16 protein-coding genes are annotated in these 14,138 nt (G+C 60.4%); 4 read left to right on the top strand and 12 right to left on the bottom strand.

Annotated elements, in window-relative coordinates:
* The first annotated feature begins 39 nt into the window (after nucleotides 1-39).
* Together AC1Q6I_RS10400 and pdeM are read left to right on the top strand one after the other, a co-directional pair.
* Nucleotides 40-2,520 carry a ligase-associated DNA damage response DEXH box helicase gene (locus tag AC1Q6I_RS10400; RefSeq protein ID WP_102624155.1) on the top strand — a complete coding sequence of 827 codons (2,481 nt, stop codon included), beginning with the start codon at nucleotides 40-42 and terminating at the stop codon, nucleotides 2,518-2,520.
* A complete protein-coding gene (gene pdeM, locus AC1Q6I_RS10395; RefSeq protein WP_024073851.1) occupies nucleotides 2,520-3,170 on the top strand; it encodes a ligase-associated DNA damage response endonuclease PdeM in 651 nt (216 codons plus the stop codon). The genes AC1Q6I_RS10400 and pdeM overlap by 1 nt, the downstream gene beginning before the upstream one ends.
* A gap of 3 nt (nucleotides 3,171-3,173) precedes the next feature.
* Here pdeM and AC1Q6I_RS10390 read toward each other — a convergent pair whose 3' ends face one another.
* Together AC1Q6I_RS10390 and dcd are read right to left on the bottom strand one after the other, a co-directional pair.
* Entirely contained in the window at nucleotides 3,174-3,371 is a 198-nt protein-coding gene (locus AC1Q6I_RS10390; RefSeq protein WP_024073850.1) for a hypothetical protein, read from the bottom strand.
* Nucleotides 3,372-3,478: 107 nt separating this feature from the next.
* Nucleotides 3,479-4,045 carry a dCTP deaminase gene (gene dcd, locus AC1Q6I_RS10385; RefSeq protein WP_003189215.1) on the bottom strand — a complete coding sequence of 189 codons (567 nt, stop codon included), beginning with the start codon at nucleotides 4,043-4,045 and terminating at the stop codon, nucleotides 3,479-3,481.
* Nucleotides 4,046-4,433: 388 nt separating this feature from the next.
* On the opposite strand from dcd, the gene AC1Q6I_RS10380 reads away from it, so the two are divergent.
* Nucleotides 4,434-4,643: a cold-shock protein gene (locus tag AC1Q6I_RS10380; protein WP_002554837.1), complete on the top strand. Its 210-nt coding sequence runs from the start codon at nucleotides 4,434-4,436 to the stop codon at nucleotides 4,641-4,643.
* A gap of 209 nt (nucleotides 4,644-4,852) precedes the next feature.
* Here AC1Q6I_RS10380 and rpoS read toward each other — a convergent pair whose 3' ends face one another.
* The 8 genes from rpoS to AC1Q6I_RS10340 all read right to left on the bottom strand — a co-directional run bounded on the left by rpoS (nucleotide 4,853) and on the right by AC1Q6I_RS10340 (nucleotide 11,972).
* The gene (gene rpoS / locus AC1Q6I_RS10375; RefSeq protein ID WP_024073849.1) at nucleotides 4,853-5,857 is read right to left on the bottom strand and encodes an RNA polymerase sigma factor RpoS; all 1,005 of its coding nucleotides are present in this window, start codon (nucleotides 5,855-5,857) and stop codon (nucleotides 4,853-4,855) included.
* Nucleotides 5,858-5,963: 106 nt separating this feature from the next.
* Nucleotides 5,964-6,800 (bottom strand): peptidoglycan DD-metalloendopeptidase family protein, encoded by an 837-nt coding sequence (locus tag AC1Q6I_RS10370; protein WP_102624156.1) that lies wholly within the window; start codon nucleotides 6,798-6,800, stop codon nucleotides 5,964-5,966.
* A 208-nt stretch (nucleotides 6,801-7,008) separates the two neighbouring features.
* Entirely contained in the window at nucleotides 7,009-7,644 is a 636-nt protein-coding gene (locus AC1Q6I_RS10365; protein WP_169850588.1) for a protein-L-isoaspartate(D-aspartate) O-methyltransferase, read from the bottom strand.
* 41 nt (nucleotides 7,645-7,685) lie between these two features.
* Nucleotides 7,686-8,435, bottom strand: coding sequence for a 5'/3'-nucleotidase SurE (surE, locus tag AC1Q6I_RS10360; protein ID WP_024073847.1), 750 nt, complete (start codon nucleotides 8,433-8,435; stop codon nucleotides 7,686-7,688).
* Nucleotides 8,423-9,481: a tRNA pseudouridine(13) synthase TruD gene (gene truD / locus AC1Q6I_RS10355; protein ID WP_024073846.1), complete on the bottom strand. Its 1,059-nt coding sequence runs from the start codon at nucleotides 9,479-9,481 to the stop codon at nucleotides 8,423-8,425. The genes surE and truD overlap by 13 nt, the downstream gene beginning before the upstream one ends.
* Nucleotides 9,478-9,951, bottom strand: coding sequence for a 2-C-methyl-D-erythritol 2,4-cyclodiphosphate synthase (gene ispF / locus AC1Q6I_RS10350; protein WP_024073845.1), 474 nt, complete (start codon nucleotides 9,949-9,951; stop codon nucleotides 9,478-9,480). Before ispF ends, truD begins: the two co-directional genes overlap by 4 nt.
* Nucleotides 9,952-10,005: 54 nt before the next feature.
* The gene (gene fghA / locus AC1Q6I_RS10345; protein ID WP_024073844.1) at nucleotides 10,006-10,851 is read right to left on the bottom strand and encodes an S-formylglutathione hydrolase; all 846 of its coding nucleotides are present in this window, start codon (nucleotides 10,849-10,851) and stop codon (nucleotides 10,006-10,008) included.
* Between the two features lie 8 nt (nucleotides 10,852-10,859).
* Complete coding sequence (locus AC1Q6I_RS10340) at nucleotides 10,860-11,972, bottom strand: S-(hydroxymethyl)glutathione dehydrogenase/class III alcohol dehydrogenase (protein WP_017137160.1); 1,113 nt, start codon at nucleotides 11,970-11,972, stop codon at nucleotides 10,860-10,862.
* A gap of 109 nt (nucleotides 11,973-12,081) precedes the next feature.
* Here AC1Q6I_RS10340 and AC1Q6I_RS10335 point away from each other — a divergent pair, with 109 nt between their 5' ends.
* Nucleotides 12,082-12,984, top strand: a complete 903-nt coding sequence (locus tag AC1Q6I_RS10335) for a LysR family transcriptional regulator (RefSeq protein ID WP_102624157.1) — start codon at nucleotides 12,082-12,084, stop codon at nucleotides 12,982-12,984.
* 103 nt (nucleotides 12,985-13,087) lie between these two features.
* On the opposite strand, the gene ispD is transcribed toward AC1Q6I_RS10335, so the two are convergent.
* Together ispD and ftsB are read right to left on the bottom strand one after the other, a co-directional pair.
* Complete coding sequence (ispD, locus tag AC1Q6I_RS10330; RefSeq protein WP_102624158.1) at nucleotides 13,088-13,798, bottom strand: 2-C-methyl-D-erythritol 4-phosphate cytidylyltransferase; 711 nt, start codon at nucleotides 13,796-13,798, stop codon at nucleotides 13,088-13,090.
* Nucleotides 13,795-14,073, bottom strand: coding sequence for a cell division protein FtsB (gene ftsB / locus AC1Q6I_RS10325; RefSeq protein ID WP_003172294.1), 279 nt, complete (start codon nucleotides 14,071-14,073; stop codon nucleotides 13,795-13,797). The genes ispD and ftsB overlap by 4 nt, the downstream gene beginning before the upstream one ends.
* Between the last annotated feature and the right edge of the window lie 65 nt (nucleotides 14,074-14,138).

Below are 14,138 nucleotides of genomic sequence, written 5' to 3'. Positions count from 1 at the left end.
GGTCTGTGGAAATAGACCCTCCGGAATATCAGCCGCCGCATGGCAAAACCCATCGACTTCGCCAAGAAATGGTTTGCCGCCAAAGGCTGGAAGCCGTTCGACTTTCAAAAACACGTGTGGGCGGCGGTCAAGCATGGGCAGTCGGGGCTGCTGCATGCCAGCACCGGTGCCGGTAAAACCTACGCCCTGTGGTTTGCCGCGCTCAATCGCTTCGCCATCACCCGCCCGCCAACCAACGGCAAGCGCAAAGCCCCGGCTGAACCGTTGACGGTGTTGTGGATCACGCCCATGCGCGCCCTGGCCGCCGACACGGCGCGTGCCCTGGAAGCACCGCTGGAGGCGTTGCAGATTCCCTGGAGCGTTGGCCTGCGCACCGGCGACACCAGCAGCAACGAGCGCGCGCGCCAAACGCGGCGTCAGCCCACCGCCCTGGTCACCACCCCGGAAAGCCTGACCCTCATGCTGGCGCGCGCCGACAGCGAGGCGAGCCTGGCGCAGTTGCGCCTGGTGGTGGTGGACGAATGGCATGAATTGATCGGCAACAAGCGCGGCGTGCAGTTGCAACTCGCGTTGGCACGGTTGCGGCGCTGGCACCCTGAGCTGATGGTATGGGGGATTTCGGCGACCCTGGGCAACCAGGCTCACGCCTTGGAGGTCTTGGTCCCACAAGGCGGTGGCATCAACGTCCAGGGGCAAACCAGCAAGCCCTTGCAGGTCGACACCTTGCTGCCGCCCGTCGCTGAGCGCTTCCCCTGGGCCGGGCATATTGGCTTGAAGATGCTGCCGCAGGTGGTGGCCGAGGTAGATGCCTGCAGCAGTTGCCTGGTGTTTACCAATACGCGGGCGCAGTCAGAAATCTGGTATCAGGCCATTCTGGATGCGCGTCCGAATTGGGCCGGTTTGATTGCCCTGCACCACGGCTCGCTAGCACGGGAAACCCGAGACTGGGTGGAGCGCGCGCTGAAAGATGGGCAACTCAAGGCCGTGGTGTGCACGTCGAGCCTGGACCTGGGCGTGGATTTCCTGCCGGTGGAGCGCGTGTTGCAGATTGGCTCCGCCAAAGGCGTCGCGCGCCTGATGCAGCGCGCCGGACGCTCGGGGCATGCGCCAGGGCGACCATCACGGGTGACACTGGTGCCGACCCATACCCTGGAATTGGTAGAAGCGGCAGCGGCCCAGGATGCGATTGCCCAGCGACGCATCGAAGCGCGCGAATCGCCGTACAAACCATTGGATGTCCTCGTACAGCACCTGGTGAGCATGGCCCTGGGCGGTGGTTTTATGCCCGACGCGCTGCTGGCGGAAGTCCGCGGGGCCTGGGCCTATCGCGACCTCACGGACGCCGATTGGGCGTGGGCCCTGGGGTTTGTTCGCCATGGCGGCCTATCGCTGACCGCCTACCCGGATTACCGCCGTGTCGAGCCGGACGAGCACGGTATCTGGCGCGTCCCGGATGCCCGGCTGGCGCGTCGTCACCGCATGAGCGTAGGTACCATCGTCAGCGACGCCAGTATCCAGCTGAAGTTCTGGAGCAAGGGCGGCGGCGGCAAGCACTTGGGCAGTGTCGAGGAAGGTTTTATCGCGCGGCTCAAGCCGGGTGATGGCTTCCTGTTTGCCGGGCGCTTGCTGGAGCTGGTGCGCGTGGAAAACATGACCGCCTATGTGCGCCGCGGCACCGCGAAAAAAGCCGCTGTGCCACGCTGGAATGGCGGGCGCATGCCGCTCTCCAATGAGCTGGCGCAGGCCGTCGTCGAGCGTTTTGATGCGGCGGCACAGGGCCACTTCCAAGGCCCGGAGATGCAGGCGGTGCGCCCCCTGCTGCAGACACAGTTGCGCTGGTCCGGGCTGCCGACCCGTGAGCATCTGCTGGCCGAAGCCCTCAGGTCGCGGGAGGGGTGGCACCTGTTTCTTTACCCGTTTGCCGGGCGTCAGGTGCACCTGGGATTGGCAAGCTTGCTGGCGTGGCGGGTCAGCCAAGAGCAGGCGGTGACGTTTTCGATTGCCGTCAATGATTACGGGCTGGAGCTATTGAGCGCCACTGAAGTGGATTGGCCATTGAGGCTGAACGAAGCATTACTGAGCCCCGCGGACTTACTGACGGACGTTATCGCCAGCCTGAACGCCGGGGAACTGGCTCTGCGCCGCTTTCGCGAAATCGCGCGCATCGCCGGGCTGGTATTCGCAGGTTACCCCGGCGCGCCGAAAAGCACGCGCCAGGTCCAGGCTTCCAGTGGTTTGTTTTTTGAAGTGTTCAAGCAATATGACCCGCAAAACCTGCTGCTGGCCCAGGCTGGGGAAGAAGTCCTGCGTGATGAGTTGGATATTCGCCGACTCGAAGAAACGTTGCTTCATCTGTCGGCGCTGAAACTGGACCTGCACCTGATCGAACGGCCTACGCCGCTGGCCTTTCCCCTGCTGGTGGAACGGATGCGCGAGAGCCTGAGTTCGGAAAAACTCTCGGAGCGCATTGCGCGGATGGTCAAGGACCTGGAAAAAGTCGCGGATAACGGGAAGCGCTGATGGTTTGCTCGGTGACACTTGAGGGAGAAGAACTGTGGTTGCTGGCGGACAGGGCTGTCTTTTGGCCTGCACACCGGTGCCTGTTAATTGCCGATGCGCATTTCGGCAAAGCCTCAGCCTATCGCAGCCTGGGGCAGCCGGTACCGCAGGGAACCACCACCGAGAACCTGCGGCGCCTGGATCGACTGCTATCAACACTACCGTGCGTGCAAGTAATCTTTCTTGGCGATTTCCTGCACGGCCCCGGATCCCACGCCAGTGGCACGCTGGAGGCGCTGAGGGCATGGCGCGTGCGCCATGCGGGTATGAGCCTGACGTTGATTCGTGGCAATCACGACAAACGCGCCGGCGACCCGCCAGCCGACCTGGGAATGGAGGTGGTCCCCGAGCCGTTGCTGATGGGTCCGTTCGCCCTGCAACACGAACCGCACGCCCACCCCAGCCACCACGTGTTGGCTGGGCATGTGCATCCGGTGTATCGCTTGCGCGGCAAGGGCCGCCAGAGTCTGCGCCTGCCGTGCTTCCAGCTTGGCGCACGCGTCAGCCTGCTGCCGGCATTTGGCGCGTTCACCGGTGGCTTTGCAGTGGAACGGGCGAATGACCGCCGAACATTTGTTATCGGCGATCATGAGGTCTGGCCAGTCGGTTAGATCTCAGGCAACTGGCGCGGGTGGTGGCTCGTCCGGCAGTGTCGGTTCACCGGGTTCGCTGGGCTGCGGGTAATCCGGATCGGGTTGACCGGGGATGCCGCCCGCATAAGCAGGATCGGCCATCAGGGACCAGGCCAGAACGCCAATCTGGTTGGGTTCAAGCCGGGCAAGTTCGGCGCTGATTCGCGGATTGATCTTCATAAGGTACTCCTCAAGCGTGGCTCGGTACGTTTTGCACGTACCGAGGCAGTACACCCAATAGAGTCACTTCCCTCAGACTAATTCCCTAGACGTGTAAGACCTTTCGATCAAGCGCGTGGCAAGGTGACGCCGCGCTGGCCCTGGTACTTGCCGGCGCGGTCTTTGTAGGACACTTCACAGGCCTCGTCAGACTGCAGGAACAGCATCTGCGCCACGCCTTCGTTGGCGTAGATCTTCGCAGGCAGGGTGGTGGTGTTGGAGAACTCCAGGGTCACGTGGCCTTCCCACTCTGGCTCAAGTGGCGTCACGTTTACGATAATGCCGCAGCGAGCGTAGGTACTTTTACCCAGGCAAATGGTCAGCACGTCGCGGGGAATACGGAAGAACTCCACGGTGCGCGCCAGGGCGAAGGAGTTTGGCGGGATGATGCATACGTCGCTCTTGACGTCGACAAAGCTCTTTTCGTCGAAGTTCTTCGGATCGACGATCGCCGAATTGATATTGGTGAACACCTTGAACTCATCGGCGCAGCGCACATCGTAGCCGTAGCTGGACACACCGTACGAAATCACGCGCTCATCGCCTTCACCGCGAATCTGGCGCTCAACGAACGGTTCGATCATGCCGTGCTCTTGCGCCATGCGGCGAATCCACTTGTCCGATTTGATGCTCATGGCGGTGTCCTGAATAGCGAGGTGGAAAAATTCTGTGGGGCATCTTACCGGGGCCGGCGTTGGGGTTCAAAGGGCGCAGGGTTTTTGTTGATGAATGTGCGCCCTGCAATAAGCCGCAACCCGCGGGGCCGGCGCCCGGCGTACCGCATCAGGCGACTGTAAATACCACCGCCAGTCACGAAAATAGAGAAACCTTCGGAAATACCATTGGCACGTTCCGGAAAAAGGGTTAAGGTGGCGCCACTGTGCTGCTTGTGTCACTGAGAATCTCTACACGATATGTTGAATTTCGATCCAACCATCTCCAAGAATTTTTCCTGCTCTTTGCACTCAGTCTCGGCCAGGGCTTTTCCTGAGTCGCAGTTAACTTTGTCCAAGGAGATACACCATGTCTAATCGCCAAACTGGTACCGTTAAGTGGTTCAACGATGAAAAAGGCTTCGGCTTCATCACTCCACAATCCGGTGACGACCTGTTCGTTCACTTCAAAGCTATCCAATCCGACGGCTTCAAAAGCCTGAAAGAAGGCCAACAGGTTTCTTTCATCGCTACCCGCGGTCAGAAAGGCATGCAAGCTGAAGAAGTTCAAGTTATCTAACTTGTACTGACTTAGTCGAAAGAACCCCGCCCTTAAAAGCGGGGTTTTTTTATGCCTGGGATTTGGTACTGGTGCCAACCTGATGCCTGGCACAAAAAAATGTGGGAGGGGGCTTGCCCCGATTGCAGTGTGCCAGTCAATCCAAAGTTGACCGAACCATCGCCATCGGGGCAAGCCCCCTCCCACATTCAAGCATTCAAGCTGCGTCGTTACTGAAACAACGACTCACTCGACAAGCCATTCTTCTCCAGGATCTCACGCAGGCGTTTGAGCCCTTCCACCTGGATCTGCCGCACCCGCTCACGGGTCAGGCCGATCTCCAGGCCTACGTCCTCCAGGGTACTGCTCTCATGACCACGCAGGCCGAAGCGACGTATCACCACTTCACGCTGCTTGTCCGTGAGCTCAGAGAGCCACTGGTCAATGCTTTGGGAAAGATCATCGTCCTGCAACAGTTCGCAAGGATCTGTCGGACGATCATCCGTCAGGGTATCCAGCAGGGTTTTATCCGAATCCGGACCCAGCGAGACATCGACCGAAGACACGCGCTCGTTAAGTCCGAGCATACGCTTGACCTCCCCTACCGGCTTCTCCAGCAGGTTGGCGATTTCTTCGGGTGAAGGTTCATGATCGAGTTTTTGTGTGAGCTCACGCGCCGCCCGAAGGTAGACGTTGAGCTCCTTGACCACATGGATCGGCAACCGGATCGTTCGGGTCTGATTCATGATCGCCCGTTCGATGGTCTGACGAATCCACCAGGTGGCGTAGGTCGAAAAGCGGAAGCCCCGCTCAGGGTCGAACTTCTCCACGGCCCGGATCAAGCCCAGGTTGCCCTCCTCGATCAGGTCCAACAGGGACAGTCCACGATTGACGTAGCGTCGGGCGATTTTCACCACCAGACGCAGGTTGCTTTCAATCATGCGCTTGCGCCCAGCCGGATCACCCTTTTGCGACAAGCGCGCAAAATGGACTTCTTCTTCGGGAGTCAGCAAAGGGGAAAAGCCGATTTCATTGAGATACAGCTGGGTGGCGTCTAGCGCCCGCGTGTAGTCAATGTACTTGTGTTGCTTTAACGCAGCGGAGTTCTTGGATTTGGTGCGAACTGAAGGTACAGCAGGTCCCTCATTCGACATCGATTCCGTAGCGATGCCGGTCTCCATAAGGAGAACCTCATCGTCGATGTCAAACTCCGGCGCTTCTTTACTGAGAGCCATTGTTATAGTCCTTTGGTGAGTTCGACCTCAAGCTCAAGCGGCGCCTTTATCCTTGGCAACGCTGGAGCCTGTTCCTTCTACGTGAGGGAACAGGCTGTGCAACATATCAACGACGGGGTAGGAATTGCAGCGGATCTACAGGCTTCCCTTGACGGCGAATCTCAAAGTGCAGTTTCACCCGGTCCGTACCAGTTGATCCCATTTCGGCAATTGTCTGTCCGACTTTGACCTGCTGCCCCTCCCGAACCAACAGCCTGCGGTTGTGACCGTAGGCACTGACGTAGGTATCGCTGTGCTTGATGATGACCAGCTCGCCGTAGCCCCGTAAACCACTCCCGGCGTACACCACTGTCCCATCAGACGCAGCTAAAACAGGCTGTCCCAAATCCCCGGCGATATCAATGCCTTTATTCAAACTACCGTTTGAAGAGAATTTTCCAATTAACACTCCGTTTGAGGGCCATCCCCAACCGGTCGGCGCAGGCCCCGCAGGCGGCAACGGCGCGGGCGCCGGCTTGCTCGCAACCGTAGGCGCGGCGCTGCCTGCAGGCCGAGTGATGATCGTGGTTTTGCTCGAAGACGACGGCGAGGATCCGGAGCTTGTCACAACTGTCGTAGGCGTTGAACCGGTGCGTCCATCGAAACGAATGGTCTGACCCGGATGTATCGTGTAGGGCACAGGGATGTTGTTGCGGGCGGCAAGCGCCTTGTAATCCCAGCCGTAGCGAAAGGCGATCGAGAACATCGTGTCCCCCTTTCGTACTACATACTGACCAGTGGTAACCGTCGGTTTTTGCGGCACCGCGTTATTACGGTCTACCACGCGCGCGCCACCGGATGGCGCGCTCGAGCAGGCTGCCAATAAGGAACTAAAGACAAGGCCAAGCACCAGTCGCTGAAAGCTTGTTTTACTCATACGCTGCGCAAGACCTGTGAGACTCACCCGCCGCTCCCTTTATGGTGGCTGAACATGAACGCCTGTATCAGGCTGGAAATATGACGCAAGTATAACTGGGCATTGGCTTTTTACCGGCACACGACCGAAACGAAAAACGCATCATGTTTAAGGCCGCTGCCGATGATGTTGACTCAATAGACCCCGCCGTAAGACACATCCCCGCCAACAGAATTCACTGCTCGCGCACAAATGATCAGGCCAGCGGGCCATTGAGCAGCGGCACAAACCGTACCGCCCCGAGCACATGCCGGGAGAAGCCTTCGTCCTCACGGATAATGAGCATCAATTGTTGCACTTCGCCGGAACCCACCGGGATCACCAAGCGGCCGCCAGGAGCCAGCTGGTCGAGCAACGCCTGCGGCACATCCGTGGCCACCGCCGTGACGATAATGCCGTTGTAAGGCGCCAGCGCCGGCCAACCTTCCCAGCCATCGCCCCAGCGGAACACCACATTGCGCAGGTTCAGTTCCACCAGGCGCTCCTTGGCGCGATCCTGCAACACCTTGATCCGCTCCACCGAGAAGACGCGCTCCACCAACTGTGACAGCACGGCCGTCTGGTAGCCGGAGCCGGTGCCGATCTCCAGCACCTTGTCCAGCGGGCCCGCCGCCAGCAACAGTTCGCTCATGCGCGCGACCATGTACGGCTGGGAGATCGTCTGGTTATGGCCGATCGGCAGCGCCGTGTCTTCATAAGCACGATGGGCCAGGGCTTCATCGACAAACAGGTGCCGAGGCGTGCGCCGGATCACTTCGAGTACCTGGGCGTTGGACAAGCCCTCTTCGTACAGACGCTGGATCAAACGCTCACGAGTACGCTGGGAAGTCATCCCGATGCCACGACGCAGCAGGTCGTCTTGTTCACGAGCCATCAGCGCAGGCCCTCCAGCCAGCCATCGAGACTACTGAAGGCATCACTGAAGGTGCGATCGAGTTGCAACGGGGTAATCGAGACATAGCCTTGCATCACCGCATGAAAGTCCGTGCCGGGGCCGCCATCTTCGGCGTCGCCTGCGGCGGCGATCCAGTACCCCTCCTTGCCACGCGGGTCGACCACTTTCAACGGCGCCGCCGCGCGGGCGCGGTGACCCAGGCGCGTCAGCTGGATGCCGCGAATATGCTCGAGGGGCAGGTTGGGAATATTGACGTTGAGCACCGTACGCGGTGGCAAGTCCAGGGAGCCGTGGGCTTCCACCAGTTTGCGCGCGAAATAGGCCGCGGTCGGCAAATTGCTCAGTTGGCGCGAGGCCAACGAGAACGCGAACGAGGTACGCCCGAGGAAGCGGCCTTCAAGGGCCGCCGCCACGGTACCGGAATACAGCACGTCGTCGCCCAGGTTCGCACCGAGGTTGATGCCCGACACAACCAGGTCAGGCTCTTGTTCCAACAGGCTGTTGATGGCCAGGTGCACGCAGTCGGTGGGGGTACCGTTCACGCTGATAAAGCCATTGGCCAGGATCTGCGGGTGCAGCGGACGATCGAGCGTCAGCGAACTGCTGGCGCCACTCTTGTCCTGGTCCGGGGCGACCACCACGCACTCGGCATAATCCACCAGCGCAGCATGAAGCGCGGCAAGACCGGGTGCGGTGGCACCGTCATCGTTTGATATCAGAATACGCATGGGCTGTCCGTCTGCCCCACCGGCACCAGATCAACAAGCTCGCGCACCAAGACAGTGGCGAAGCATCCGGCCGGCAGGACGAATTCCAATTGCAGAATGTCAGGCCCGGGATAATGCCACGTCAACCCGCCAATGGGCAGTCGCAGAATGCGACGTTCCTGGCTCATGCCGGCATTCACCAGCCAATCGCGCAGCTCGGGTTCACTGGCGGCGACGGCCTGTTCCAGTTCATGGGTTGCGCCGGTCGTCGGTGAGTCGCCCTCGCCCCACTGTGGCCCTGTCGGGTGCAGGTCGAGGATCGCCAGGCGCGGGTCGCTGCATTCAGCCTCCCCCGCCGGGAAAAAACTGCGGCTGTCGGTAAAGGCCAGCAAATCACCCACCTGGGCGCGTTGCCAGGAGCCATCCGCGACACGGGCAGCCAACACTTTGTTGAACAGGAAACTGCGCGCAGTGGACAGCAGGCGCGAACGCACATTGCGCTGCTCCGGCAAGGCCTTGCGGACCGCCCACTCACGCGCGTCCACCACATTGCCCCCATTGTGGCCAAACCGTTGCGCACCGAAATAGTTGGGAATGCCGTGCTGGGCGATCAGTTGCAAGCGTGCGTCGATAGCCGCGTGATCACCTGCCAACTGCGTCAGGCGCAGGGTAAAGCCGTTGGCCGAATGCGCACCGCGTTGCAGCTTGCGTTTATGGCGAGCGGTTTTCAGGATCTTGAGGGTGTCGTTTTCCGCCGCGCTCATATCCGGATCGGCCTTGCCCGGCAACTGCACGCTGAACCATTGGCGGGTGAGCGCCTGGCGATCCTTGAGCCCGGCGTAGCTGACGGTACGCAACGGGACGCCAGCGGCCTTGGCGATACGCCGTGCAGCTTCTTCAGTATTGAGGCCGCGTTTCTCCACCCACAACCACAGGTGTTCGCCCTCGCCGGTCAATGGGATATCCAGCACTTCGTCGACCTGGAAATCTTCGGCCGTCGCCTTCAGTACCGCGCTGCCCAAGGCCTCGCCGTAGGCCCGTGGGCCCAGCAGTTGCAGGTCATTCATGCGCGCAGCAACAAGGCGACGGAGTGCACCGCAATGCCCTCTTCACGACCGGTAAACCCGAGCTTCTCGGTGGTGGTGGCTTTCACGTTCACTTGATCCAGTTCAATGTGCAGATCCGCAGCAATCAGTGCGCGCATCGCTTCAATATGGGGGGCCATTTTTGGCGCCTGGGCGACGATGGTGTTATCGACGTTGCCGACCTTCCAGCCCTTGGCATGGATCAGTCCGACCACATGGCGCAACAGGACACGGCTGTCCGCGCCCTTGAACGTCGGGTCGGTGTCCGGAAAATGCTTGCCGATATCACCCAGTGCAGCCGCGCCGAGCAAAGCATCGCTCAAGGCATGCAGCACGACATCGCCGTCGGAATGAGCCAGCAACCCATGGTGATGTGCGATGCGCACGCCGCCCAGGGTGATGAAATCGCCTTCAGCGAAACGGTGCACATCATAGCCGTGGCCAATACGCATAAAAAAACGCCCCGATTTAATTCAGGGCGTGATTCTACCTACTTTTGCCTCACATTAACCGAGCAAAGCACGACCATGATGTCGCAAATGATCTTCGATGAAGCTGGCGATAAAGAAGTAGCTGTGGTCATAGCCAGGCTGCAGGCGTAGTTCGAGCGGGTGGCTGGCCGCTTTCGCCGCCTGCCGCAAGGCCTCAGGCTTGAGCTGCACCTCGAGGAAGTCGTCGCGGTCGCCCTGGTCAACCAGCAGAGGCAGCTTTTCCGAGGCTTCGCTGATCAGTGCGCAGGCATCCCATTCCCGCCACTTGGAGCGCTCTTCGCCCAGGTAGCGGGAAAAGGCTTTCTGACCCCACGGGCAATCCATTGGGTTGTTGATCGGCGAAAACGCCGACACCGAGAGGTACCGCCCAGGGTTGCGCAAGGCGCACACCAGTGCACCGTGGCCACCCATGGAGTGACCGCTGATCCCGCGCTTGCCCGAAGCCGGGAAATGCGCTTCAACCAATGCGGGCAATTCCTGCACCACGTAGTCATGCATCCGATAGTGCTTGGCCCAGGGTTCCTGGGTGGCATTCAGATAGAAGCCGGCGCCCAGGCCGAAATCCCAGGCGTTGTCCGGATCACCCGGCACCCCAGGGCCACGAGGGCTGGTGTCGGGCGCAACGATGATCAGCCCCAGCTCGGCCGCCATGCGCTGGGCGCCGGCTTTCTGCATGAAGTTCTCATCGGTGCAGGTCAATCCGGACAGCCAATACAGCACCGGCAGCTTGCCGCCCTGCTCCGCCTGCGGCGGCAGGTAGACGGCGAAGGTCATGTCGCAACCGAGCACGTCGGAGTGATGCTTATAGCGTTTATGCCAGCCACCGAAGCTTTTCTGGCACGACAGGTTTTCCAGACTCATGGCCGACCTCAGAAGTGGATGACGGTACGAATACTCTTGCCTTCATGCATCAGGTCAAACGCTTTGTTGATGTCTTCCAGGCCCATGGTATGGGTGATGAACGTGTCCAGCGGGATCTCGCCGGTCTGCGCCATTTCCACGTAGCTTGGCAATTCCGTCCGGCCGCGCACGCCACCGAAGGCCGAACCGCGCCAGACGCGCCCGGTCACCAGTTGGAATGGACGCGTGGAAATTTCCTGGCCGGCGCCGGCCACGCCGATGATCACCGACTCGCCCCAGCCTTTGTGGCAGCACTCAAGGGCGGCACGCATCAGCTGTACGTTGCCGATGCACTCAAAGGAAAAGTCCACGCCACCGTCCGTCAAATCGACAATCACGTCCTGGATCGGGCGGTCGTAGTCTTTCGGGTTGATGCAGTCGGTGGCGCCCAATTGCTTGGCGATTTCGAATTTGGCGGGGTTGATGTCGATGGCAATGATACGACCGGCCTTGGCCTTTACCGCACCAATCACCGCTGACAGGCCAATACCGCCCAGGCCGAAAATGGCCACGGTGTCGCCCGGCTTGACCTTGGCGGTGTTGATCACCGCGCCAATGCCGGTGGTGACGCCGCAACCGAGCAGGCAAACTTTTTCCAGCGGTGCTTCTTTAGGAATCTTGGCCACGGAAATTTCCGGCAGCACGGTGTACTCCGAGAAGGTCGAGGTGCCCATGTAGTGGAAAATAGGCTGGCCCTTGTAGGAAAAACGCGTGGTGCCATCGGGCATCAGGCCCTTGCCCTGGGTCGAACGGATGGCCTGGCACAGGTTGGTCTTGCCCGAGAGGCAGAATTTGCATTTGCCGCATTCCGGGGTGTACAGCGGGATCACGTGATCGCCGACCGCGACCGAGGTCACGCCCTCGCCGATGGCTTCAACCACCGCGCCACCTTCGTGCCCCAGGATCGACGGGAAAATGCCTTCAGGGTCGGCCCCCGACAGGGTGTAGGCATCGGTATGGCAAACGCCGGACGCGACCACGCGCAACAGCACTTCGCCGGCCTTGGGCATGGCGACATCCACTTCAACGATCTCAAGGGGTTTCTTGGCTTCGAAGGCCACGGCGGCACGGGACTTGATCATCCGGGTTTCTCCTGGGAGTTAAAAACTTAGACGGTGAGTGTAAAACATGCTCCGCTGATTAATAATCCAAGCGAAAGCAAAACTTTATTGCTGTACAGGGACAATCACCATGCTGGAGAACCGCTGGGAAGGCATCGATGAGTTCGTCGCCGTCGCTGAATGCAGCCAATTCACTGCGGCAGCCGAGCGACTGGGGGTGTCCTCGTCCCATATCAGCCGGCAAGTGGCCCGCCTGGAAGAACGCCTGCAAACGCGGTTGCTGTACCGCAGCACGCGCAAGGTCACCCTGACCGAAGCCGGCCAGACCTTCCTGCAACATTGCCAGCGCTTGCAGGACGGTCGCGAAGAAGCCCTGCGCGCGGTCGGCGACCTGGGGAGTGAACCCAAGGGCATGCTGCGCATGACGTGCGCCGTGGCCTATGGCGAACGCTTTATCGTGCCGCTGGTGACACGGTTCATGGCGCTCTATCCGCAACTGCGGGTGGATATCGAGTTAAGCAATCGGCAACTGGACCTGGTGCACGAAGGCCTTGACCTGGCGATCCGCCTGGGACGCCTGCAAGACTCACGCATGGTCGCCAGCCGGCTGGCCCCGAGGCGTATGTACCTGTGTGCGTCGCCGTCTTACCTGGCGCGGTATGGTCGGCCACATAGCCTGTCGGAATTGAGTCGGCATAACTGCCTGATTGGCAGCTCGGATATCTGGCAACTGGCCCAGGATGGGCGGGAATTTTCCCAACGCGTGCAGGGCAACTGGCGCTGCAACAGTGGCCAGGCAGTGCTGGATGCGGCGCTGCAAGGGGCGGGGCTGTGCCAACTGCCGGATTATTACGTGCTGGAGCATCTGCACTGCGGCGCGCTGGTGTCGTTGCTGGAGGCGCATCAACCGCCGAATACGGCGGTGTGGGCGCTGTATCCACAGCAGCGGCATTTGTCGCCGAAGGTCAGGAAGCTGGTGGATTTCTTGAAGGAGGGGCTGGCCGAGCGGCCGGAGTACAGCGTAGAGGCTTAGCAAAACCCTGTAGGAGCGAGCTTGCTCGCGAAAATCCTGAGAGCGCCGCGTTAATCCAGGCATCCTGCGTTATCGTTGACGTTTTTCGCGAGCAAGCTCGCTCCTACAGTGAACGATTCACCCACCGCAACCGCAGCCACTCCAAGTCTTCCGGCCGGGTCACCTTGATATTGTCCGAGCGCCCTTCGATCAGGCGCGGCGCCTGGCCGGACCATTCCATGGCCGAGGCTTCGTCGGTGATCAGCGCATCGGCGACCAGGCTGTCAGCCAACGCACGGTGCAAGGCCCCCAGACGGAACATCTGTGGCGTATAGGCTTGCCAGATCAGGCTGCGGTCGACGGTTTCCACCACACGGCCATGCTTATCCACGCGCTTGAGGGTGTCGCGGGCTGGCACGGCGAGTAAGCCACCCACCGGATCGTCCGCGAGCTCGCCCAGCAGTTTGTCGAGATCATCACGGCTCAGGTTGGGCCGCGCGGCATCGTGCACCAGTACCCAATCGTCATCGCTGGCACCCAGGGCATTGAGGTGCAGCAGTGCATTGAGTACCGAACCCGAGCGCTCAGAGCCACCGTCCGCGCGATGAATACGCGGGTCGGCGGCACACGCCAGGTTGGGCCAATAAGGGTCATCAACAGCAAGACTGACCACCAGGCCCTTGAGCGATGGGTGGTCGAGGAAACAGCCAAGGCTGTGTTCGAGAATAGTGCGCCCGCCCAATTGCAGATATTGCTTGGGACGGTCCGCGGCCATACGGGCACCGACGCCCGCGGCAGGAATCACGGCCCAGAAGGCCGGCAAGCAGTTGTTCATTGGGCCAACTGGTAGAGGGTTTCGCCCTCCTTGACCATGCCCAATTCATGACGAGCCCGCTCTTCAACGGTCTCCGTGCCTTTTTTCAGCTCAAGCACTTCGGCATCGAGCACGCGATTACGCTCCAGCAGGCGTTCATTTTCGGCGTGCTGGTCGGCAATTTGCTGGGTCAGGTCTTTTACCTGCGCAAAGCTGCCATTACCCACCCATAGGCGGTACTGCAGGCCAGCCAGCAACAAGAGCAAGACGAGGAACAACCAATTGGGACTGCGCATCGAATATCGGGTATCCAGTGAAAAAAGACCGCCATGCAAAACTTTTGCAGCAACTGATAGCACGA

The sequence above is a fragment of the Pseudomonas sp. MPR-R2A5 genome, assembly GCF_058793055.1.
Note: the sequence above shows the minus strand (reverse complement) of the source record. Positions and strands in the feature narration are given on the sequence as shown.